19 protein-coding genes are annotated in these 21,914 nt (G+C 62.9%); 10 read left to right on the forward strand and 9 right to left on the reverse strand.

Annotated features, from left to right (window positions below; translation table 11 throughout):
* Window position 1 precedes the first annotated feature (1 nt).
* The 4 genes from NKJ15_RS02090 to NKJ15_RS02105 form a co-directional block, all read right to left on the reverse strand.
* Entirely contained in the window at window positions 2–1,267 is a 1,266-nt protein-coding gene (locus NKJ15_RS02090) for a glycerate kinase type-2 family protein (RefSeq protein WP_352813878.1), read from the reverse strand.
* A gap of 175 nt (window positions 1,268–1,442) precedes the next feature.
* A complete protein-coding gene (locus tag NKJ15_RS02095) occupies window positions 1,443–1,949 on the reverse strand; it encodes a heme-degrading domain-containing protein (RefSeq protein WP_352813880.1) in 507 nt (168 codons plus the stop codon).
* Between the two features lie 74 nt (window positions 1,950–2,023).
* A complete protein-coding gene (guaD, locus tag NKJ15_RS02100; RefSeq protein ID WP_352813882.1) occupies window positions 2,024–3,337 on the reverse strand; it encodes a guanine deaminase in 1,314 nt (437 codons plus the stop codon).
* 1 nt (window position 3,338) lies between these two features.
* Window positions 3,339–4,556 (reverse strand): urate hydroxylase PuuD, encoded by a 1,218-nt coding sequence (locus NKJ15_RS02105; RefSeq protein ID WP_352813884.1) that lies wholly within the window; start codon window positions 4,554–4,556, stop codon window positions 3,339–3,341.
* A gap of 140 nt (window positions 4,557–4,696) precedes the next feature.
* Here NKJ15_RS02105 and NKJ15_RS02110 point away from each other — a divergent pair, with 140 nt between their 5' ends.
* The 4 genes from NKJ15_RS02110 to dps all read left to right on the forward strand — a co-directional run bounded on the left by NKJ15_RS02110 (window position 4,697) and on the right by dps (window position 8,590).
* Entirely contained in the window at window positions 4,697–5,617 is a 921-nt protein-coding gene (locus tag NKJ15_RS02110) for a LysR family transcriptional regulator (RefSeq protein WP_352452229.1), read from the forward strand.
* Between the two features lie 75 nt (window positions 5,618–5,692).
* A complete protein-coding gene (locus NKJ15_RS02115; RefSeq protein WP_352813885.1) occupies window positions 5,693–6,706 on the forward strand; it encodes an LLM class flavin-dependent oxidoreductase in 1,014 nt (337 codons plus the stop codon).
* Window positions 6,703–7,956 (forward strand): LLM class flavin-dependent oxidoreductase, encoded by a 1,254-nt coding sequence (locus NKJ15_RS02120; protein WP_352813886.1) that lies wholly within the window; start codon window positions 6,703–6,705, stop codon window positions 7,954–7,956. Before NKJ15_RS02115 ends, NKJ15_RS02120 begins: the two co-directional genes overlap by 4 nt.
* A gap of 145 nt (window positions 7,957–8,101) precedes the next feature.
* Complete coding sequence (gene dps / locus NKJ15_RS02125; protein ID WP_352813888.1) at window positions 8,102–8,590, forward strand: DNA starvation/stationary phase protection protein Dps; 489 nt, start codon at window positions 8,102–8,104, stop codon at window positions 8,588–8,590.
* Between the two features lie 43 nt (window positions 8,591–8,633).
* Here the strand turns inward: dps and NKJ15_RS02130 are convergent, their stop codons facing one another.
* From NKJ15_RS02130 to uraH, 5 genes are all read right to left on the reverse strand, one after another.
* Window positions 8,634–9,131: a hypothetical protein gene (locus NKJ15_RS02130; protein ID WP_352813890.1), complete on the reverse strand. Its 498-nt coding sequence runs from the start codon at window positions 9,129–9,131 to the stop codon at window positions 8,634–8,636.
* 66 nt (window positions 9,132–9,197) lie between these two features.
* Complete coding sequence (gene xdhC / locus NKJ15_RS02135; protein ID WP_352814113.1) at window positions 9,198–10,208, reverse strand: xanthine dehydrogenase accessory protein XdhC; 1,011 nt, start codon at window positions 10,206–10,208, stop codon at window positions 9,198–9,200.
* 62 nt (window positions 10,209–10,270) lie between these two features.
* Complete coding sequence (gene xdhB, locus NKJ15_RS02140) at window positions 10,271–12,622, reverse strand: xanthine dehydrogenase molybdopterin binding subunit (protein ID WP_352814115.1); 2,352 nt, start codon at window positions 12,620–12,622, stop codon at window positions 10,271–10,273.
* Complete coding sequence (gene xdhA, locus NKJ15_RS02145; RefSeq protein ID WP_352813892.1) at window positions 12,622–14,103, reverse strand: xanthine dehydrogenase small subunit; 1,482 nt, start codon at window positions 14,101–14,103, stop codon at window positions 12,622–12,624. The genes xdhB and xdhA overlap by 1 nt, the downstream gene beginning before the upstream one ends.
* A 1-nt stretch (window position 14,104) precedes the next feature.
* Window positions 14,105–14,479, reverse strand: a complete 375-nt coding sequence (gene uraH, locus NKJ15_RS02150; RefSeq protein WP_352614350.1) for a hydroxyisourate hydrolase — start codon at window positions 14,477–14,479, stop codon at window positions 14,105–14,107.
* 173 nt (window positions 14,480–14,652) lie between these two features.
* Between uraH and puuE the strand changes: the two genes are divergently transcribed.
* The 6 genes from puuE (at window position 14,653) to NKJ15_RS02180 (ending at window position 21,901) form a co-directional block, all read left to right on the forward strand.
* The gene (puuE, locus tag NKJ15_RS02155) at window positions 14,653–16,086 is read left to right on the forward strand and encodes an allantoinase PuuE (protein WP_352469856.1); all 1,434 of its coding nucleotides are present in this window, start codon (window positions 14,653–14,655) and stop codon (window positions 16,084–16,086) included.
* A 64-nt stretch (window positions 16,087–16,150) separates the two neighbouring features.
* Window positions 16,151–16,999, forward strand: a complete 849-nt coding sequence (locus tag NKJ15_RS02160; protein WP_502906850.1) for a bifunctional allantoicase/(S)-ureidoglycine aminohydrolase — start codon at window positions 16,151–16,153, stop codon at window positions 16,997–16,999.
* A complete protein-coding gene (locus NKJ15_RS02165) occupies window positions 16,996–17,499 on the forward strand; it encodes an ureidoglycolate lyase (protein WP_352767343.1) in 504 nt (167 codons plus the stop codon). The genes NKJ15_RS02160 and NKJ15_RS02165 overlap by 4 nt, the downstream gene beginning before the upstream one ends.
* Window positions 17,499–18,092 carry a nucleoside deaminase gene (locus NKJ15_RS02170; protein WP_352813896.1) on the forward strand — a complete coding sequence of 198 codons (594 nt, stop codon included), beginning with the start codon at window positions 17,499–17,501 and terminating at the stop codon, window positions 18,090–18,092. Before NKJ15_RS02165 ends, NKJ15_RS02170 begins: the two co-directional genes overlap by 1 nt.
* A gap of 85 nt (window positions 18,093–18,177) precedes the next feature.
* Window positions 18,178–20,160 (forward strand): CocE/NonD family hydrolase, encoded by a 1,983-nt coding sequence (locus tag NKJ15_RS02175; RefSeq protein WP_352813898.1) that lies wholly within the window; start codon window positions 18,178–18,180, stop codon window positions 20,158–20,160.
* 154 nt (window positions 20,161–20,314) lie between these two features.
* Complete coding sequence (locus NKJ15_RS02180) at window positions 20,315–21,901, forward strand: ABC transporter substrate-binding protein (RefSeq protein ID WP_352767346.1); 1,587 nt, start codon at window positions 20,315–20,317, stop codon at window positions 21,899–21,901.
* Window positions 21,902–21,914: the final 13 nt, after the last annotated feature.

Consider the following 21,914-nt stretch of genomic DNA (forward strand, 5'->3'; position numbering starts at 1 on the left):
GCTATTTGATCAATATCGCCCGGAGATCGTTGACGTTTGTGCCGGTCGGACCGGGTACGAAAAGGTCATCTACGGCATTGAATGCCGTCCAGGCGTTGTTGCCGGCAAGCATGGCCTTGGCATCGATGCCCGCCTTATGCATCCGCGACACTGTCGAGCCGTCGGCGAAGGCGCCGGCATTGTCTTCCGAACCGTCTATGCCGTCGGTGTCGGCGGCCAGTGCGTGGACGCCCGCCAGGCCGCTGATCCCAATGGCGAAGGCGAGCAGGAATTCCGAGTTGCGGCCGCCTTTGCCTTTCGCGCGCAAGGTCACGGTCGTCTCGCCGCCCGACAGGATCAGCACCGGTTTTGCGAATGGCCGGTTGCGCGTCGCCACTTCGCGCGCGATTGCAGCGTGGACGCCGCCGACCTCACGCGCCTCGCCCTCGATGGAATCGGAGAGAATGACCGCTTCGATACCTTGGTACCTGGCTTCGGCCGCAGCCGCTTCCAGCGATACGCCGGCCGAGGCGATCAGATGTACCTCGTTGCGCGAAAAACGCGGATCATCGACGCGCGGTGCATCGGCGGCCGGCGAATTGATGTGCGCCATCACTGAAGCCGGTAGTTTCATGTCATAGGCGGCGATCGACGCTAATGCATCTTCGCGGCTGCCGGAATCGGGAACGGTCGGGCCGGAAGCGACCAGCGCCGGGTTATCGCCCGGAATGTCGGAGACCACCAGCGACACCACCTTGGCTGGATAGGCAGCGGCTGCCAGCCTGCCGCCCTTGATCGTGGAAACATGTTTACGGATGGTGTTCATTGCGGCGATCGGCGCGCCGGAGGCGAGCAGCGCCTCGTTGACGGCGATCTCATTGGCCAGCGTCAGACCTTCGGCAGGTGACGGCAGCAGCGCCGAGCCGCCGCCCGAAATGAGCGCCACGACGAGGTCGTCCGCAGTCAGTCCCTGGACCTTTTCGAGCAGCCGCCGGGAAGCTTCTCGCCCCGCGGCATCCGGCACCGGATGCGCCGCCTCGATGATCTCGATGCGCCGGCAGGCCGCGCCATAGCCGTAGCGGGTGACGACCAGCCCTTCGATCGGCCCGTCCCACACTTTCTCGAAAGCCGCCGCCATCTGCGCCGAGCCTTTTCCTGCACCGATGACGATCGTCCGTCCCTTCGGCCTTGCGGGCAAATGATCCTTGATCGTCCTCTGGGGATCGGCGGCGGCAACGGCGGCGTTGAAGATCGAAATGAGAAAGGACTTGGGATCGAGCGCGGTCATACTGAGGTACCACGGACGCTGTGCGAGCTTCTGCGGCGTTTGCGCTGCCCCTCACCCTTACCCTCTCCCCGTATAGAGACGGGGAGAGGGGATCGCCAGCGTTGGAGCGTTGCCCTTCTCCCCGTCACTACGCGGGGAGAAGGTGCCGGCAGGCGGATGAGGGGCAGCGCCAACGTCACGATGTTGCTTCCGGCGGCAGGACCAACTCCTGGCTATCGACGCCCAAGTAGCTACACAGCGTATCGACGACAACTCCGTGGTCCTCGCGCTCCGGTAGACCGGAGACGGCGATCACGCCGATGACGCCAGCGCCCTTGACAGTGATGGGAAAGCCGCCACCGGCCAGCACATAGTCGGCAATGTCCAGCCCTTCGCCGGGCTTGAAGCTGCGGTCGGGGCGCTGCTGCTCCAGCACCATGCGGTAGGTGCTTTTCAGGAACCGCCGCACGACGTTGATCTTGCGCCGCGCCCAGTCCGGATTGGAGGCGTTCGAGCCGGGCATTGCCGCATAGAACAGCGGCCGGTCGAAAGTTCTGATATCGACGATGATCGGCAGGTTTTCCTTGAGAGCCCGGTCGCGGATCGCCGAGCCGATCTCGAAAGCGACGGCTTCATCGAAGGCCGAAAAGACAAGCGTGGCTTCCTGTTTCTTGATCAGAGCGATGTCGTCCGCAACGGCCATGTCGTTCCCCTGTCGATCTCGCCTGTTGCTTTGGCGGATGGCTGCCGCCCGGTCAAGCCGGCCGCATACGACGGCTAAACCGCTATATCCGCCTTGGCCGCCCGGCCGGCGACATAGACCTCGCGCACGGCGCGGTCGTCGCCTAGCGTCTGCAGCAGAAACAACTCCTCGGCGAGCGTGTCCGCCGTCTCCACCCGCAGCCGCATCGCCGGCGTGGCGCGGGCGTCGAGCACGATGATATCGGCGTCGCTGCCTTCCTCCAGGGTGCCGATCTTTTCCGCAAGCGACAGCGCCTCGGCATTGCCGCGGGTCAGCTGCCAGAAGGACTGGAACGGATTGAGCTTCTCGCCGTTCAGCGCGATCACCTTGTAGCCCTCGTCCATGGTGCGCAGCATCGAATAGTTGGTGCCACCGCCGACATCGGTGGCGGCGGCGATGCGAAGCGGCTTCTCGCGGCGGCTATAGCGCTGATAATCGAACAGGCCCGAGCCGAGAAACAGGTTGGAGGTCGGGCAGAACACCGCCACCGAGCCGCTATCCGAAAGCGCATCCGCCTCGCGTTCCGACAGGTGGATGCAATGGCCGAACAGGCTTCTGCGCCCGAGCAGCCCATAGTGTTCGTAGATGTCGGTGTAGTCCCGCGTCTGCGGGTACAATTGCTGCGTGAGGGCGATCTCGGCGTGGTTTTCCGACAGATGCGTCTGCATGTGCAGATCAGGATATTCGCGGCAGAGCGCGCCCGCCATCTCCAATTGCTCGGGCGACGAGGTGATGGCGAAGCGCGGCGTGATGGCATAGTGCTGGCGCCCCTTGCCGTGCCACTCATCGATCAACGCCTTGCTGTCGTCATAGCCCGATTGCGGCGTGTCGAGCACGCCGTCCGGCGCGTTGCGGTCCATCATCACCTTACCGGCGATGTTGAGCATGTTGCGGTCGTGCGACTCGGCAAAGAAGGCTTCGGCAGATTCCTTGTGTACCGAGCAATAGGCCGCGACTGTCGTGGTGCCATGCCGCAATACTTCATCCAGGAACAGCCTGGCGATACGGCGGCCATGCTGGGCGTTCTGGAATTTTGTCTCTTCCGGAAAAGTGTAGGTGTTCAGCCAGTCGAGCAGTTCGGCGCCGAAGGAAGCGATGACCTGCATCTGCGGAAAATGTGCATGCGCATCGATGAACCCGGGCAGCAGCAGATGTGGCCTATGGTCGATTTTTTTTGTTCTCTCGCCCGCCTTTTTCTCGACCTCGGTATAGGCGCCAGCGGCAACGATCCTTCCGTCGCGCATCAGCAGGCCGCCATCTTGCTCGTAGCGCCAGGCGGAATGGTCGTCGATAGTTTCTGGCCAGCGCAAAAACGACAGCGTGCGGCCGCGCAGGAGCGTGCTGGTCATGCTATTTCCCCGCGCCTTCGAACCAGGCTACCAGCAGTGCCCGTTCCTTGTCGGTGATCTGGGTGACGTTGGCGGGCGGCATGGCGTGGCTGCGTCCGGCCTGCAGGTAGATCTCGCCGGCGTGCTCGGCGATGCCGGCATCGGTGTCGAGCATCACGCCCTTCGGTGCGTGGTAAATGCCCGCGTAGGACGGCTCCGCCGCGTGGCACATCGAACAGCGGCCAAGCACCGTATCGCGCACGGCAGGGAAATGCGCCGAGGCAACGTAGACCTGTGCCGCCGAGGACGTTTTGACCTCGCCGGTCAGCAGCTTCGGTGCCGTCGACAGCCAGATGATGACGACGAACAGGACGGCGGCCGCCAGCCAGGTCCAGGTAGGATTGCCTTTGCGCGCATGCCTGGTGTTGAAATAGTGCCGGATCAGCACGCCGATGATGAACACCAGCGAGGCGATGACCCAGTTGAACTCTGTCCCGAACGCCAGCGGATAATGGTTCGACAGCATCAGGAACAAAACCGGCAGCGTCAGGTAATTGTTGTGCAGCGAGCGCTGCTTGGCGATCTTGCCGTATTTCGGATCAGGCTTACGGCCGGCGATCAGGTCGACGACGACGATCTTCTGGTTTGGGATGATGACCATGAAAACGTTGGCCGACATGATCGTCGCGGTGATGGCGCCGAGATGCAGGAAGGCGGCGCGGCCGGTGAACAGGTGGGTTAGTCCCCAGGCCATGAATACCAGCACCCCATACAGCACCAGCATCAGGCCGGTGTCGCTGTTGCCGAGCGGCGAACGGCACAAGAGATCGTAGACCACCCAGCCGACGCCGATCGTCGCCAGCGACAGCAAGATGCCTGTAGGCACCGACATGGCAAGGACATTCGGATCGATCAGGAACAGGTCCGCCCCGGCATAGTAGACGACGCACAGCATGGCGAAGCCCGACAGCCAGGTGGCGTAGGATTCCCACTTGAACCAGGTCAGATGCTCGGGCATCTCAGCCGGCGCCACCAGATATTTCTGCACATGGTAAAAGCCGCCGCCATGCACCTGCCATTCCTCGCCGAAGGCTCCGGCAGCCATGCCCGGACGCTGGCGCAGCCCGAGATCGAGCGCGACGAAATAAAAGGACGATCCAATCCAGGCGATACCGGTGACGACGTGCAGCCAGCGCACGGCGAAACTCAGCCAATCCCAGAATATCGCGAAATCCATCATGAAAAAATCGTCCCTGCCGATCCACTGACTTTACGGACTGGAGCGCAAACGGAAAGGGCCGAGCTGCACGATGACTTTCAAAAAAAATTGGAAAATACTAGGCTGATCATACGCAGCCACACGAGAGCCACGGAAGCCGCATGGCCTATCTCGACAACATCGCCGTTTTCGTCCGCGTCGTCGAGCTCGGCAATTTGTCGGCGGCTGGGCGCGACATGCGCATTTCGCCGGCGGTCGCTTCCAACCGGATCAAGGAGCTCGAGAAGCACCTGGGCGTAAGGCTGTTCAACCGTACGACGCGGCAGTTGATGCCGACCGAGCACGGGACGGTGTTCTACTCCGGCGCCAAGCAGGTGCTGGAGGCGGTCACCGAGGCGGAAGCGGCGGTCAGCGCGTTATCCGGGCAGCCGCGCGGCACCATAAAGGTGACAGCGCCGCTCGGCCTCGGGCGGCGGCTGGTGGCATCCGGCATCCCGGATTTCCACGACAGATACCCCGATATCGAGGTGCGGCTCCGGTTATCCGACCACAATGTCGATATCATGAAGGAAGGCATCGACGTTGCCTTCCGGCTGGGCATCATCGAGGATTCCAGCCTCAGGATGCGCGGCATCATGGACTGCGAACGCGTGCTGGTAGCGGCTCCGCAATATCTGGACGTGCGCGGCGAGCCGACCGAGCCGCAGGAGTTGATCGGCAAGAAACACGATTGCCTGATGCTGCGCTATTCCGGCGCGCGCGAATATGTCTGGACGCTGCAGACGCCGAATGGGCCGCAAAAGTTCGAGGTGCACGGCCCCTACGATACCGATGATGGCGACGTGCTGACCGGCTGGGCGCTGTCCGGCCGCGGCATCATCAACAAGCCGCGCTTCGAGGTCGAGCCGTTTATCCGCGACCAGCGGCTGAAGGTGATCCTGAGCAACACGCCGCCGACGCCGGTGCAGTTCGCCGCCGTCTACCCGCACAAGAAGCTGCAGGATCCGAAGGTGCGGCTGCTGCTCGATTTCATGGCCGAGCGCTGCCAGCGGCTGATCAGGGATATTCTGGCCGGCAAATGATCGTCGGCTGGCCGGTTGCTTTCCGTCCAGCCGGCGAGATAATTCTCAAGGAATCTCGCTCAACAGGGAAAAGCGATGGCCAACGGCGCCACAATGTGTCTCGCCGTTTCACTGTCTCCGGAAGCCGCCCCTTCCCATCCGCCCGACGCCGGCTCGGACTTCAGTCTGCTGACGCGGTTCGTGCAAGAAGCCGAAGCGGCCGGTCTGGACATGGTGTTGCTGGGCGATTCCGCACCGGTTGCAGGCGGGCCGAACCGGCAAATGCGCTTCGAAGCAACGACCTTGCTGGCAGCGCTGGCTACGGTGACAAGCAGGATCGGTCTCGTCGCGGCAGCGTCGACGGTCGCCCACCAGCCCTATAATCTCGCGCGCCGTTTCGCTTCGCTCGATATTATCAGCCATGGCCGCGCCGGCTGGAACGCGAGCATGATGCCCGACCCGCGCGAGGCGGCCAATTTCAGCCGACAGGAAGGGTTTTCCGGCGATGATTTCCGCCTGCGCGCCGAGGAATTCATCGGCATCGTGCAAGGCTTGTGGAAAGGCTGGGACGCAGACGCGCTGCTGTTCGACAAAGTTGGCGGCCGCTTCTTCGATCCCGAGAAGATGCACCTTCTCGACCACAAGGGCGAATATTTTTCCGTGCGCGGGCCGCTCAACGTGGCGCGGTCGCCGCAGGACACGCCGGTGCTGGTCATGTCCGGCCTGTCCGAGCCCGCCATGTATATCGCCGCCCGCACCGCCGATGTCGTCCTGCTGGATGAGCCATCGATCGAGCCGGCGAAGGCTGGCGATCTGAAGCGCCGTGCGCTTGCCTTCGGGCGCAGGCCGGAGGCGCTGAAAGTGCTGATGAACGTTACCGGCAGCGCCGAAATAACCGCCGCGCCGGACCTGTTTGCGGACAGGCTCGAAGAGTGCTTTCGCTCGAAAGCCTGCGACGGCTTCAACATCGCCATGTCGTTCACATCGGCGCTCGACGATTTCGTCGGTCTCGTGCTGCCGGAGCTTCGCCGCCGCGGCCTTGTCCGGTCCGGCTACAGCGCGGCGACACTGCGCGCCCATCTCGGGCTTGCAGGGGAGGATCGGCAATGAGCGCCGGTCGAGGCCAGATGAAGCTCGGCGCCTTCCTGTGGGCGACAGGCCACCACATCGCCGCCTGGCGCCATCCGCAGGCGCATGTCACGGCCGGCATCGACATCGATCATTACATCCAGCTGGCGCGGACGGCGGAAGCGGCAAAGTTCGACATGATCTTCTGCGAGGACGCCGCCGGCGTGCGCGAGGCCAATATCAACATCGCCAGCCAAACGTCGCGCTCGATCGGCTTCGAGCCGATCAGCCTGCTTGCCGCGCTCGCCGTCCAGACGGCGCGCATCGGCCTCGTCTCCACGGCGTCGACGAGCTATAACGAGCCTTACGGGCTGGCGCGAACCTTCCTGTCGCTCGACCATCTGAGCGGCGGGCGTGCCGGCTGGAACCTTGTCACTTCCGCCAGCCAGATCGAGGCCGCCAATTTCGGCTCGACCGGTCTGCGCCCGCATGCCGACCGCTACGAACGGGCGCGCGAATTCGCTGCCGTGGTTGCTGGCCTTTGGCAAGGCCAGGGCGGACACGAAGGCAGAAGCTTTTCGGTGCGCGACCCGCTCGATCTGCCGCGCTCGCCACAAGGTGCGCCGGTCATGGTTCAGGCGGGAGCGTCGGACGAAGGCCGCGATCTCGCCGTCCGGACCGCCGATGTGGTGTTCACTGCGGCGCAAACATTCGAGGAGGGGAAGGCCTTCTACGACGACCTCAAGGGACGGCTGGCGGCCTATGGGCGCCAGCCGGACGACCTCAAGATCATGCCCGGCGTCGCGCCGGTCGTCGCCGCAAGCGAAGCGGAAGCCCGGGCAAAACATGATGAACTGCAGGAGCTGATACCGGACGATGTCGGTGTCGCGCTGCTTTCCAGCTATCTCAGCATATCCGATCTCGCGCGCTATCCCATCGACGGACCGCTGCCCGAGCTGCCGGCCAGCGAAGGCATGCAGAGCCGGCAGGCGCTCGTCATCGAGCAATCACGCCGCGACAAGCTGTCCATTCGCCAGCTTGCCCGTCATTTCGCCGGCGCGCGCGGCCATTGGCGCGTCGTCGGAACGCCCGCCCAGATCGCCGACGAGCTCGAGGCACGCTTCGAGGGCGGCGCCGCAGACGGTTTCAACGTCATGCCATCCTATTTTCCCGGCCAACTCGATGCCTTTGCCACACTAGTCGTGCCGGAGCTACAGCGGCGCGGGCTGTTCCGTACGGACTATGAAGGCAGCACGCTGCGCGATCATCTGGGCTTGAAAAGGCCGGCGTAAACGACGCGCGGAACGAAAGTCGGAGATCGCCGTTTGGGATGCTGTGCCGCGCGGCGATGAGGGCGTCTGCGCGCATGTTCGATTGACCTTCCACAAACTTCGCCCTCTTCAAACCAAGCGGACGCAACCGCCACAGGAGCCGATCATGGATGCCATCGCCACCCGCAACGACCTGCAATCCAATGCCAAAAAAGAGTGTGTCGATCTTCTCAATGCCCGCCTCGCCGACGCCATCGATCTGGCCTTGATCACCAAGCAGGCGCACTGGAACGTCAAGGGACCGCAATTCATCGCCATCCACGAGATGCTCGACACGTTCCGCGAGGAGCTCGACGGCCATGTCGACACCATTGCCGAGCGCGCCGTACAGCTCGGCGGGACGGCGCTCGGCACATCGCAAGAGGTGTCGAAGGCGACTATGCTCGAGGCCTATCCGACCGACATCCACAAGACCCGGGATCATCTGGCGGCGCTGATCGACCGCTATGCCGCAACCGCCAAGCGGGCACGCGCGGCGATCGACGAGGCGGCCGGCGCGGGCGATGCCGACACCGCCGACATCTTCACAGCCTATTCACGCTCGCTCGACAAATTGCTGTGGTTCCTTGAGGCGCACACGCAGGAGAAGGAATAGCTCTTTTTGGACGGCGCTATTTGCTCGGCGCGCCGGGGTTCGATCAGAAATTTCTGTCGAACTTCGGCACCTCAAGCTTCACCCGGCGATTTAGCTCATCGTGTCCGCCCTGGAACGCGGTGTAGCCAATGCTGGTTTTCTTGGAACGAAGCTGGAAATCTCCTGTCCATTTGCGACCAGCCCATTCGATGTCTTCCCACGGAATAAATCGAAGCGGCATGAATGGCTGCCGGATTCCTATGCCCTCGACATTCCAAAAGACTACGCGAACATAAAAGAACCAAATCCACCCGATCAGGCTCAGACCAAAGCCAACCAGTAGACCAAAAATCCAGGGAAGTTGCTCGCTCGGTGTTTCGCTGTGTCCGGCAACCACAACGACCGCGATAAAGCCCGCAAGGAGAACCGCAAACACATGCACAAACCAGGTGGCGCGGAGTGTTTGCTCGCCGGCGTGTCGCGCAGCGGGCGTTCGCGATCCTATTGTAGACGCCAAGAAAACTGCAAAAGCAGCCAGAAGAGCTATGACAAGCTGTTTCATCAATTTGCGCTGCTCGTGTTTTTCTCGGCCTTACGCGCCAACTGCTCCAGTCTTCCGTTCATAGCATCAAAAAGTCTGCGACGATGCGGTCGACCGACCACCACCCGATGATTGGGAATATTTTGGCCCGTCGACGGGTAAATAATACCTCGCCAAGGCCGTTATGATTTCGGCCGCGGCGAGCGCTGCAATGACTTGCGGATGCTTGTCTTTCACCGCATCGCCGCCGATCGGCGAGACGAGGCGGGCAAATTCCGCCTCGCTTCCGTCCGCCGATTTCAGGAACCAGTTCCGGAACGTCGCCTTCTTGGTTCTGGAGCCGATCATGCCGACATAGGCGGCATCCCGGCGTTTCAGAGCCTCGGCGACGATCAGGAAGTCCAGCGCGTGGTCATGTGTAAGGACGACGAAGGCGGATCCAGCCGGGGCTTCGCGCACCATCGCCTCAGGCATCGGCGTCAGCTTGGTTTCGACCGCTTCCGGCATGCCTTTGAGCGCCTCGGCTCGCGTCTCGACAACGACGACATGCACCGGCAGCAAGGCCATCGCGGAGGCCAGCGCCTGGCCGACATGGCCGCCGCCGAGGATGTAGACATGCGGTCGCTGCGCTTCCTCGGTTTCCGCCGCCGCAACCAGCTTGGCTTCAAGCGCGGGGTCGACTAGCTGGATCAGCAGCTCGACCCTGCCGCCGCAGCACTGCCCGATGTCTGGGCCGAGCGCGATGTCGAGGGTGGCGCGGATATCCCTCCCCCTTGAGGGGAGGGTGGCGGCGAAGCCGCCGGGTGGGGTCGCCGCGGCAGTGCTCGACGCGCTGGCGGTACCTTCTGAGACGACCCCCTCTGGCCGCTCCGCGGCCATCTCCCCCTCAAGGGGGGAGAAAAGCATCTGTCGCGCTTTGTCGATCGCCATGTATTCGAGCTGGCCGCCGCCGATCGTACCGAAAGTGGCCGATCCTGAGACGAGCATGAAGGCACCCGTCTCGCGCGGCGTCGAACCTTTTGTCCGGGCCACCTCAACGAAGGCGACCCGGCCGGCGCCGGCAAGAAAGGCTTTCAGGCTCTGCACTTTCGCGTTCATCATTTGCGTTCCCTATCGGGAAATATAGAGTTTTTCGGCCTGAATTGCACGTTTTCCGGGATTCAAGTGCCGGTTTTGGCTTCCCGCTTCAGCCGTTCGATCGCCATCAGCACACGCTCCGGCGTGGCCGGCGGGTCGAGGCGCGGGCAGATCTTGTGGCTGGCAACGCTCGCCACTGCGTCCGACAGCGCATGCAGCACCGACATTGCGAGCGGAAAGGGCGGCTCGCCGACCGCCTTGGAACGGTACACCGTCGGCTCGCCTGCTTGCGCCCAGTCGGCCAACGTCACATTAAAAATCTTCGGCCGGTCCGACGCGAGCGGGATCTTGTAGGTCGATGGCGCATGGGTGCGCAGCCGCCCCTTGTCGTCCCACCACAGTTCCTCCGTTGTCAGCCAGCCCATGCCCTGGATGAAGCCGCCCTCGATCTGGCCGAGGTCGATGGCGCGGTTCAGCGAGCGGCCGGTTTCGTGCAGGATGTCGGTGCGCTCGACGATATATTCGCCGGTCAGCGTGTCGACAGACACTTCCGAGCACGCGGCGCCGTAAGCGAAATAGTAGAAGGGATGGCCCTCGCCCTTGTCGCGGTCCCAATGGATTTTCGGCGTCTTGTAGAAACCCGCCGCCGAAAGCTGGATGCGCGCCATATAAGCCTGCCTGACGAGATCGGCGAAGGCGATCTCCTGGTTGCCGATGCGCACGCGGTTGGGCAGGAACAGCACCTGGTCGCGCGGCACCTGGTATCTCTCGACGGCAAAATTGGTCAACCGGTCCTTGATCTGGCGGGCGGCATTCTGCGCCGCCATGCCGTTGAGATCGGAGCCGGAAGACGCGGCGGTGGCCGAGGTATTCGGCACCTTGCCGGTCGTCGTCGCGGTGATCTTGACCTGATCGAGGTCGATCTGGAACTCTTCCGCCACAACCTGCGCCACCTTGACATAGAGGCCCTGCCCCATCTCGGTGCCGCCGTGGTTCAGATGCACCGAACCGTCGGTATAGACATGCACCAGCGCGCCGGCCTGGTTGTAGTGGGTGGCGGTGAACGAGATGCCGAACTTGACCGGCGTCAGCGCCAGTCCGCGCTTGATGAAGCGGCTGTTGGCATTGAAAGCATCGATGGTGCGGCGGCGCCTCGCATAGTCGGAACTCGCCTCCAGCTCGGCGACGATGCGGTGGATGATGTTGTCCTCGACTATCTGGTGATAGGGCGTGATGTTGCGGTCGCTGGTGCCGTAGAAATTCTTCTTGCGGATTTCGAGCGGGTCCTTGCCGACGGCAAACGCGACTTCGTCGATGACGCGCTCGGCGCCGACCATGCCTTGCGGGCCGCCGAAGCCGCGAAAGGCAGTGTTCGATACCGTGTTGGTGTAGAGCGGCGCCGATTGCGCGTGCACCGCCGGCCAGAAATAGGTGTTGTCGCAATGGAACAGCGCGCGGTCAGTGACCGGGCCGGAGAGGTCGGCCGAGAAGCCGCAGCGCGCCGCGAACATGAAATCTACGCCCAGAATATTGCCCTGGTCGTCGAAGCCGACCTCGTAGTCGACGAGGAAATCGTGGCGTTTGCCGGTGGCGATCATGTCGTCGTCGCGGTCAGGCCGGATTTTCACGGCCCGATGATGTTTCTTCGCGGCGATAGCGGCCAATGCCGCAAACTGATTGCCTTGCGTTTCCTTACCGCCGAAAGCGCCGCCCATCCGGCGGATTTCCACCGTCACCGCATGGCTCGGCACACCCAGCGCATGGCTGACCATGTGCTGGATTTCGCTCGGGTGCTGGGTCGAGGAATAGATGGTGACGTCGTGGTCCTCGCCGGGGATGGCCAAGGCGATATGACCTTCGAGATAGAAATGCTCCTGGCCGCCTATGCGCATTTTTCCCTTCAGCCGGCGCGGCGCCGCATTGATCGCAGCCGCTGCATCACCGCGCTTCAGCGTCAGCGGGGGCGTGACCAGCTTATCTTTCCGGGGATCGAGCTCACCGACATCGGCGACGAACGGCAATTCCTTGTATTCGACCTTGGCCAGCCTCGTTGCACGGCGCGCCTGCTCGCGGGTTTCGGCAATGACGCAGAAGATCGGTTGGCCAAAGAATTGCACCTTGCCGTCGGCCAGCACCGGCTCGTCGTGACGGCCGGTCGGCGAAATGTCGTTCTCCCCTGGCACGTCGCTCGCCGTCAGCACGTCGATGACGCCGGGTGCCGCGCGCACCGCCGATAGGTCCATGCTGGTGATAGTGGCATGCGTCGCCGTCGAAAGCCCAAGGCAGCCGTGCAGCGTGCCGGCCGGTTCCGGCATGTCGTCGATATAGACGGCCGTGCCACTGACATGCTTGTGCGCGGAATCATGGCGCTGGTCGGTGGCGACGCCGCCGGCGATTTTTTGCGCCTTCAGGTTGGGGGTGGCGTGCTTGTTCATCATGCCGCCTCGTGCCGTGATACCTGGATCGGCGCCCGGGTGCCGGTGGTTTCGGCAAAGAAGCGCAGCAGCAGGTTGCGCGCCCCCAGCGCCCGGTATTCGGCGCTTGCCCGCATGTCGGTCAGCGGCGTGAAATCGTCGGCATACGCGGCCATCGCCGCCTCGACCGTCGCTTCCGTCCAGGGCTTGCCAAGCAATGCCTTTTCGACGCCAAAGGCTCGCTTCGGCGTTGCCGCCATGCCGCCATAGGCGATGCGCACATCCGCCACCGTGCCATGCTCGGCGAGCTTCAGGAAAAACGCGCCTAGCGCTGCTGTGATGTCTTCGTCGCGGCGCTTGGTGATCTTGTAGACGGCAAATTTCGTCTCGCTACCTGGCACCGGAACATGTGCGGCCTCGACGAATTCGCCGGGCTGCCGGTCCTGCTTGCCATAGGCGATGAAAAACTCCTCGAGCGGGATCGTTCGACGCTTGTTGCCGCGGCGCAGCGTCAGGCGGGCACCGAGTGCGATCAGCGGCGGCGGCGTGTCGCCGATCGGCGAACCGTTGGCGATATTGCCGCCGATGGTGCCCATGTTGCGCACCTGATCGCCGCCGATGCGGTCGAACAGCGGGCCGAGCGCCGGGATGCGTTTCGCCAGCGTCGAGAAGGCTTCGCTATAGGTGACACCGGCGCCGATCGAGACGACGCCCTTGTCCTCGGAAATCCCGCACAGACCATCGAGATTGCCGATGAAAACCGCCGGCGCAATATCGCGCATGTGCTTGGTCACCCAAAGGCCGACATCGGTCGAACCCGCGACGATAGTGGCGCCCGGCTCCTTGACGAGTACGCTGGCCAGATCGTCGGCATTGGCCGGCACGATCAGCCGCATGCTGCCGGAGCCGATCTCGATGCGCGAACCGTCCTTCATCGCTTCGAGCTTAGCCGTGACTGACTTGCGCTCCGCCGCCAGCGGATCCTTTGCCGCCGGGCCGTAGCTGGAGATGTCACGTGCGGCGCGCATGATCGCCTCGTAGCCGGTGCAGCGGCAGAGATTGCCTTGCAGCGCCCTTTCGATGGCGGCGTCCGACGGCTCCGGCGTCCGCATCCACAGAGCATAAAGCGACATGACGAAACCCGGTGTGCAGAAGCCGCATTGCGAGCCGTGGAAATCGACCATCGCCTGCTGCACGGGATGCAGTTTTCCTGCGTCGCCGCGCAGATGCTCGACGGTAACGACATGCGTGCCGTCTAGCGAGCCAAGGAAGCGGATGCAGGCATTGACGCTTTCATAGACCAGTGTTCCACCGGAGAGCCTGCCGACCAGCACCGTGCAAGCGCCACAGTCGCCCTCGGCGCAACCCTCCTTGGTGCCGCGCAGCGAGCGGTCGAGCCGCAGCCAGTCGAGCAGGGTCTGGTCGGGTGCAACCGTGCTGAGCGCGACGTCCTCGCCATTGAGGATGAACCGGATTTCGTTGCGTGTCTTGATCCCGGCCATCTCAGCTTCCCCGGTAAGTCGAATAGCCGTACGGGGACAGAAGCAGCGGCACATGATAGTGCACCGGCTCGGCCATACCGAAGCGGATCGGCACATGGTCGAGGAAGGCCGGTTCCGGCAGTTTTGTCCCTTGCCGGCGCAGATAATCGCCAGCCGCAAAGACCAGCTCGTATTCGCCGGTACGGAATTCCGCGCCGGCAAGCAGCGGAGCATCGCAACGGCCGTCATCATTGGTGACGACCGTTTTCAGATGCGTCCGGGCCTGACCGTCAAGATGATAGAACTCGATCGACAGACCGGCCGCCGGTTTGCCGGCCGCAGTGTCGAGGACGTGGGTCGTCAGGCGCCCGCCTTCGGCTTTCGACGTTTCCGCCACTGGCTGCTCCATTCCCTGAACGGTCGAACACTATTCATGAATTGTGCGCCAATTAAAGGCGATGCATAAGTCCCGGTCGAGCGGAGCGCGACAAAAACACTTTCAAAAATTTCGGGGGAATGCGCAGGCACTCCTTTCGACTATCCTGATCACAATTTCCGGCAGGAGCGAGAATGCGTTACGAACGAGACATGCGCGGCTACGGAGCCAATCCGCCGGATCCGAAATGGCCCGGCGGGGCGCATGTCGCGGTGCAGTTCGTCGTCAATTACGAAGAGGGCGGCGAGAATTGCGTCCTGCACGGCGACAAGGCTTCGGAGGCTTTCCTGTCGGAGATCGTCGGCGCCGCGCCCTGGCCCGGCCAGCGCCACTGGAACATGGAATCGATCTACGAATACGGCGCCCGTTCCGGCTTCTGGCGATTGCTGCGCCTGTTCAGCGCGGCGCAAGTGCCGGTCACCTGCTACGGCGTTGCCACGGCCCTGGCGCGTTCGCCCGATCAGGTTGCGGCGATGCAGGAGGCCGGCTGGGAGATCGCCTCGCACGGGCTGAAATGGATCGACTACCGCGACCATGCGCCAGAAGACGAGCGCCGCGACATGGAAGCGGCGATCCGGCTGCATTATGAGGTCACAGGGGCGCGGCCGACCGGCTGGTACACCGGCCGCACCTCGATCAACACGGTGCGGCTGGCGGCGGAAGAGGGCGGCTTCGACTATGTGTCGGACACCTATGACGACGAACTGCCCTACTGGTTCGAGCATGTGGCACCGGACGGGTCGGCGAAGCCGCAGCTGGTCATCCCCTACACGCTCGACGCCAACGACATGCGCTTTGCCACGCCGCAAGGCTTCAACTCGGGCGACCAGTTCTTTGCCTATCTCAGGGATAGTTTCGATACGCTCTATGCCGAGGGCAAGGCAGGGCGGCCGCGTATGATGAACATCGGCCTGCACTGCCGCCTGGTCGGCCGGCCGGGCCGGGTCGCGGCACTGAAGCGCTTCATCGACTACGTCAAATCGCATGACAAGGTCTGGCTGGCACGACGCATCGACATTGCAAAACATTGGCAGGAGACGCATCCGTTCCGGTTGCCGGCGCTGCGCCCGTCGAAAATGGAATTCGAGGCCTTCGTCCACACATTCGGCGGCGTCTTCGAGCATTCGCCGTGGGTTGCCGAGCGCGCTTATGAGCTGGAGCTCGGCCCGGCCCATGACAGTGCCGGCGGCCTGCACAACGCGCTCTGCCGCGTGTTTCGCGCGGCCAGCGAGGCCGAGCGGTTTGCCGTGCTCAATGCCCACCCCGATCTTGCCGGAAAACTGGCACAGGCCAAGCGGCTGACGGCGGAATCGTCGAGGGAACAGGCTTCGGCAGGGCTCGACGCGCTGACCGAGAAGGAGCGCGAGCTGTTCGCAAAACTCAATGCCGCCTACGTCACCAGTTTCGGTTTCCCTTTCATTATTGCAGTGAAAGGAAAGACCAAGGCGGAGATCCTGGCCGAGTTCGAGGCGCGTATCGGCAACAGCCACGATGTCGAATTCGAAACCGCCTGCAGACAGGTCGAGCGCATCGCGCTGCTTCGTCTCAAGGACATGCTTCCGCAATAGGGCTTCGGCTGCCGCCATGGGCCGTGGCTTCCGCAACAGGCTTGAATTTATGGATATGATGAAAATGGCCGAGCGAACCTATTATGCGCCGCAGGGCGGACATCCCGGCCAGAGTGAATTGCTGACCGGCCGCGCTGTGTTCACACAGGCCTATGCGGTCATCCCCAAGGGTGTGATGCAGGACATCGTCACCAGCGCCTTGCCGTTCTGGGATGGGACACGCGTCTGGGTGCTGTCGCGGCCGCTGTCGGGTTTTGCCGAGACGTTTTCGCAATACATCGTCGAGCTCGCGCCCGGCGGCGGCAGCGACCGCCCCGAGCTTGACGCCGCCGCCGAAGGTGCCCTGTTCGTAGTCGAAGGCGAGCTATGCGTTTCGCTTGCCGACAAGAAATATAGCTTAAGGCCGGGCGGTTTTGCCTACCTGCCCCCGGCAAGCGGGTGGACGGTGCGCAATGAAAGCGGTGCCGCCGTCCGCTTTCACTGGATCCGCAAGACTTATGACGCAGTCGACGACATCGACCAGCCGCAAGCGTTCTTCGCCAACGAACAGGAAATCGCGCCGACGCCAATGCCGGGTACCGAAGGCCGATGGGCGACGACGCGCTTCGTCGATCCGGCCGACATGCGCCACGACATGCATGTCACCATCGTCACGCTCGAGCCTGGCGCGGTCATTCCCTTCGCCGAGACGCACGTCATGGAGCACGGGCTCTATGTGCTGGAGGGCAAGGCGGTCTACCGTCTCAACCAGGACTGGGTCGAAGTCGAAGCCGGCGACTATATGTGGCTGCGCGCCTTTTGCCCGCAGGCTTGTTATGCCGGCGGGCCGGGCAAATTCCGCTATCTCCTCTATAAGGACGTCAACCGCCACGCCAAGCTTGGCAGCGCCGGCGTCGTGAAACCTACACCATGACCCGCATCGTCGCGCGGCCGCTGACCCGCGAGAATTTCGCCGAATTCGGCGACGTCATCGATATGGGCGGCGACAACCATTATCCGATCAATGGCGGCAAGGCTGAGCGCTACCATGACCTCGCCACGGCGGAAGCACGAGGGCCGAATGCGCGCGTGCTGATCTCGATGGTGCGTGGCACGCCCTATGAGCTGCCGTTGAAGCTTACCATGGTGGAGCGCCATCCGTTTGGCAGCCAGGCCTTCATCCCGCTGTCACCACGGCCGTTCCTGGTCGTCGTCTGCCATGACGGCGAGGAGGGCCCGGGCGAGCCGCATGCCTTCATCACCGCGCCCGGGCAAGGCATCAACTATCCGCGCAATCTGTGGCACGGAGTGCTGACGCCGATCGGCGATGTTCAGGATTTTGTGGTCGTCGACCGCGGCGGCGACGGCTCCAATCTCGAAGAGTGCCATTTCTCGCACGCCTACGAGATCGATCTTCCCGACGGGATTAGATGATGACCGACATTTCGCTGATCGACCGACTGCTCGACGTCATCGAGCACGACATCGTGCCGAAGACCGTCGAAGGCGTCGCGCACGGCAATAAGCTGTTCGGCGCGGCCATTCTGCGCAAGGACGACCGCTCGCTGGTGCTTGCCGAAACCAACAACGAGACCGAAAACCCGCTTTGGCACGGCGAGGTGCATTGCCTGAAGCGCTTCTACGAAATGCCTAAAGCCGAACGCGTCGACACCAAGGACGCGATCTTTCTTGCCACGCACGAACCCTGCTCGCTCTGCCTGTCGGCGATCACCTGGACCGGCTTCGACAATTTCTTCTATCTGTTCAGCCACGAGGACTCGCGCGACAGCTTCGACATCCCGCATGATTTGAAGATCCTGAAAGAGGTCTTCACCCTCGATCCGGGCGGCTACAATGCCGAGAATGCCTATTGGAAGAGCTTTTCGATCCGCAAATTGGTGCGCTCGCTGCCCGACCCCGAGCGCGGTCGGCTGGAAGCGCGTATCGGCGCAATATCAGCGCGCTATGACGAATTGTCCGCCGCCTATCAAGCAAGCAAGGCCGAAAACGACATACCGCTGAATTGACGCGGATTGACCAGCCGAATTCGTTGACTGGCCCATGACGCGCTCTCACGGGCTCCATCATCTGGCGCTCCTGGAGTTCGCCCGCATGAAAATCGTCACTGAATTCCCACGAAAGATCGTCGAATTTCCGGATATGGGGATCATCATGCCGGACGGCTGCCGGCTGTCGGCGCGGGTGTGGATGCCGGCCGATGCTGCCGACGATCCAGTGCCGGCAATCCTCGAACACCTGCCCTATCGCAAGCGCGACGGCACGATCTATCGTGATCAGCTGACGCATCCCTATTTTGCCGGCCACGGCTACGCCTCGATCCGCGTCGACATGCGCGGCAATGGCGATTCCGAAGGGCTGATGGACGACGAATATTCCGAGCAGGAATTGCAGGACGCTTGCGACGTCATCGCCTGGGCGGCGGACCAGCCCTGGTGCAACGGCAATGTCGGCATGATGGGCATTTCGTGGGGCGGCTTCAACTGCCTGCAGGTAGCAGCCAAGCAGCCGCCGGCGCTGAAGGCGGTCATCAGTCTCTGTTCGACGGTCGACCGCTATGCCGACGACATCCACTACAAGGGCGGCTGCCTGCTGATCGAGAATTTCGGCTGGGCCTCGACCATGCTGTCCTATTCGTCAAGGCCGCCGGATCCGTTGCTGGCCGGCGACAACAGATGGCGCGACCTGTGGCTGACCAGGCTGGAGAACCAGCCCTTCCTGGCACCGCTGTGGCTGAAGCACCAGCATCGCGATGCCTATTGGAAGCGCGGCTCGATCTGCGAGGACTATTCCGCCATCCATGCCGCGGTGCTGTCGATCGGCGGCTGGCATGATGGCTATCGCAATACGATTTCCCATCTCGCCGTCAATATCGAGGCGCCGGTCAAGGGCATCGTCGGCCCGTGGATCCACAAATACCCGCATTACGCCGCGCCCGAACCGCGCATCGGCTTCCTGCAGGAGGCCTTGCGCTGGTGGGACCGCTGGCTGAAGGACATCGACACCGGCGTCGAGGCCGACCCCGCCTACCGCGCCTATGTCATGGACAGCGTGCGTCCGGCGCGCTGGCATCCCGAGCGGCCGGGCCGCTGGGTCGCTGAATCGGAATGGCCATCACCCAACATCGAGACCCAAGAGGTTGAGCTTATCGCTGAAGGCAACCACGCTATCGTCGCTTCGCCGCAAAGCTGCGGCCTCGCCGGCGGCGAATATTTCCCCTTCACCTTCGGCCCGGAACTGCCGGGTGACCAGCGCCCCGACGATGCGCTGTCGGTGTGCTTCGACCAGCCGGTGCTGACCGAAACGATCGACATTGTCGGTGCTCCCGAAGTTGTGGTCAGGGTCTCGTCGGACCGGCGCCAGGCGAACATCGCGGTTCGGCTGTGCGACGTCCATCCGGACGGGGCATCGGAGCTGATCTCGTACGGCGTGCTCAACCTGACGCATCGCAACTCGCACGAATTTCCCAAAGCGCTAGTGCCCGGCGAAACCGTCAGCGCCCGGGTGGTGCTCGACCAATGCGCCTATCGCGTGCCGGTCGGCCATCGCTTGCGCGTTGCCGTTTCGAACGCCTACTGGCCGATGATCTGGCCGTCGCCGGAGCCGGTCCGGCTCGAATTGTCGGCCGCGACATTGATGCTGCCGGTACGCCCGCCAGCGACAGGCGACGAGGTCACCTTCCCCGCTCCCGAAGGTGCTGCGCCCTGGGCAACGGAGACGCTTCGGCCCGCCAATTCCGAGCGTCATGTCGATCGCGACGAAAAGACCGGAATGATTACGGTTTCCATCGTCGACGATTTCGGTGAGGTGCGCGACCTGGAGCATGGCCTCGCCCACGGGAGCCTCGCCAGGGAGACATGGGTGATCCATCCTGACAATCCGCTGTCAGCCTCGGGCAAGACGCATTGGAGCCAGACGCTGTCGCGAAATGGATGGTCGGTGCGCACCGAAACCTTCGCCGAAATGCGGTCCGACGCGCAAAGCTTCGTGGTTAGCGCCAGAATTGAAGCCTATGAAGGCGAGAAACTCGTCTTCGAGCGCAATTTCGAGGAGAAAATCCCGCGCGTGCTGCTTTGAGCGCTTATAGCGATTGGTCCAATTGCGACGCACGATTTACGCCACGGCATGTCGCATTCGGTCTTGCTTACCGCTTTCCCTTACGGTCATTATTCTCCCGATTGAAATGAGAAAAACGACCATAAGGTCGGACCAACAGAGTGAGGAACTCAACATGTCGAACGAACTGGAATATCTGAGCCGGCGCGTTGCGTCCGGCAAGCTGAGCCGTCGCGATTTTCTCGGCCGGGCAGCAGCGCTCGGCGTCACCGTAACCTTCGCCAATTCGCTGCTATCCAGCGCTTCCCGCGCGGCGGGTCCGGTCAAGGGCGGCACGCTCAAGGCTGGCCTGGTCGGTGGCGAGTCCACCAACAGCCTCGATCCGGCGCTGTTCATGACGCAGGTGCCGTTCGCCTTCGGCAAGATGTGGGGCGAACTGATCGTCGAACTGTCTCCCGAAGGCAAGCTCGAGAACCGCATTGCCGAGGAGATCGGCTCGTCGGACGACGCCAAGACCTGGACGCTGAAGATCCGCGATGGCGTCGAGTTCCACGACGGCAAGAAGGTGACCGCAGATGACGTGGCCGCCACCCTCGAACGCCATTCGGACGAGAAGTCGAAGTCCGGCGCGCTCGGTTACATGAAAGGCATCGAGAGCATAAAGGCCAGCGGCAAGGAAGTGGTGCTGACGCTGAAGGAGCCGAATGCCGACCTGCCCTACCTGCTTAGCGACTATCACCTGATCATCCAGCCGAACGGCGGCAAGGACAAGGCCGATGCCGGTATCTCGGCGGGTCCTTACAAGGTCACCACCAACGAGCCCGGCGTGCGCCATGGCGGCGAGCGCTTCGCCAATTACTGGCAGGGCGACAAGATGGGCCATGCCGACCAGATAGAGATCATCGTCATCAACGACGCCACGGCCCGCACGGCGGCGCTGCAGGGCGGCCAGGTCAACATGATCAACCGGGTCGAGCCGAAGATCGTCGATCTGATCAAGCGCGTGCCCGGCGTCACCATCCGCAACCATTCGGGACCCGGCCACTACGTCTTCATCATGCACTGCGACACCGCGCCGTTCGACAACAACGACTTGCGGATGGCGTTGAAGCTGGCGATCGACCGCGAGGAGATGCTGAACAAGGTGCTGCGTGGCTATGGCTCGCTCGGCAACGACTTCCCGATCAATGCATCGTACCCGCTATTCACCGAGATCGAGCAGCGCAAATACGATCCCGATAAGGCCAAGTTCCACTACAAGAAATCGGGCCATGACGGTGCCGTCCTGCTCCGGACGTCGGACGTCGCCTTCCCCGGTGCCGTCGATGCCGCACAGCTGTTCCAGCAAAGCGCGGCCAAGGCCGGCATCAAGCTGGAGATCAAACGCGAACCGGGCGACGGCTACTGGTCGGAAGTCTGGAACAAGCAGCCCTTCTGCGCCTCCTACTGGGGCGGCCGGTCGACGCAGGACCAGATGTACTCTACCGCCTATCTGTCGACGGCCGACTGGAACGACACACGTTTCAAGCGTCCGGATTTCGACAAGATGGTGCTGGCGGCTCGCGCCGAGCTCGACGAGGCCAAGCGCAAGGCAATGTACCACGACATGGCTGTGATGGTGCGCGACGAGGGCGGCTTGATCCTGCCGATGTTCAATCAGTTCATCGACGCGACGGGCGCCAAGGTCGCCGGCTGGGTGGATGATCCGCATCAGGAGTTGATGAACGGATATGCTCTGGCGAAGTGCTGGCTCGAAGCCTGAGCCCGGCCTTGCG

It is taken from the genome of Mesorhizobium sp. M0207 (assembly GCF_040321995.1).
Lineage (GTDB): Bacteria > Pseudomonadota > Alphaproteobacteria > Rhizobiales > Rhizobiaceae > Mesorhizobium.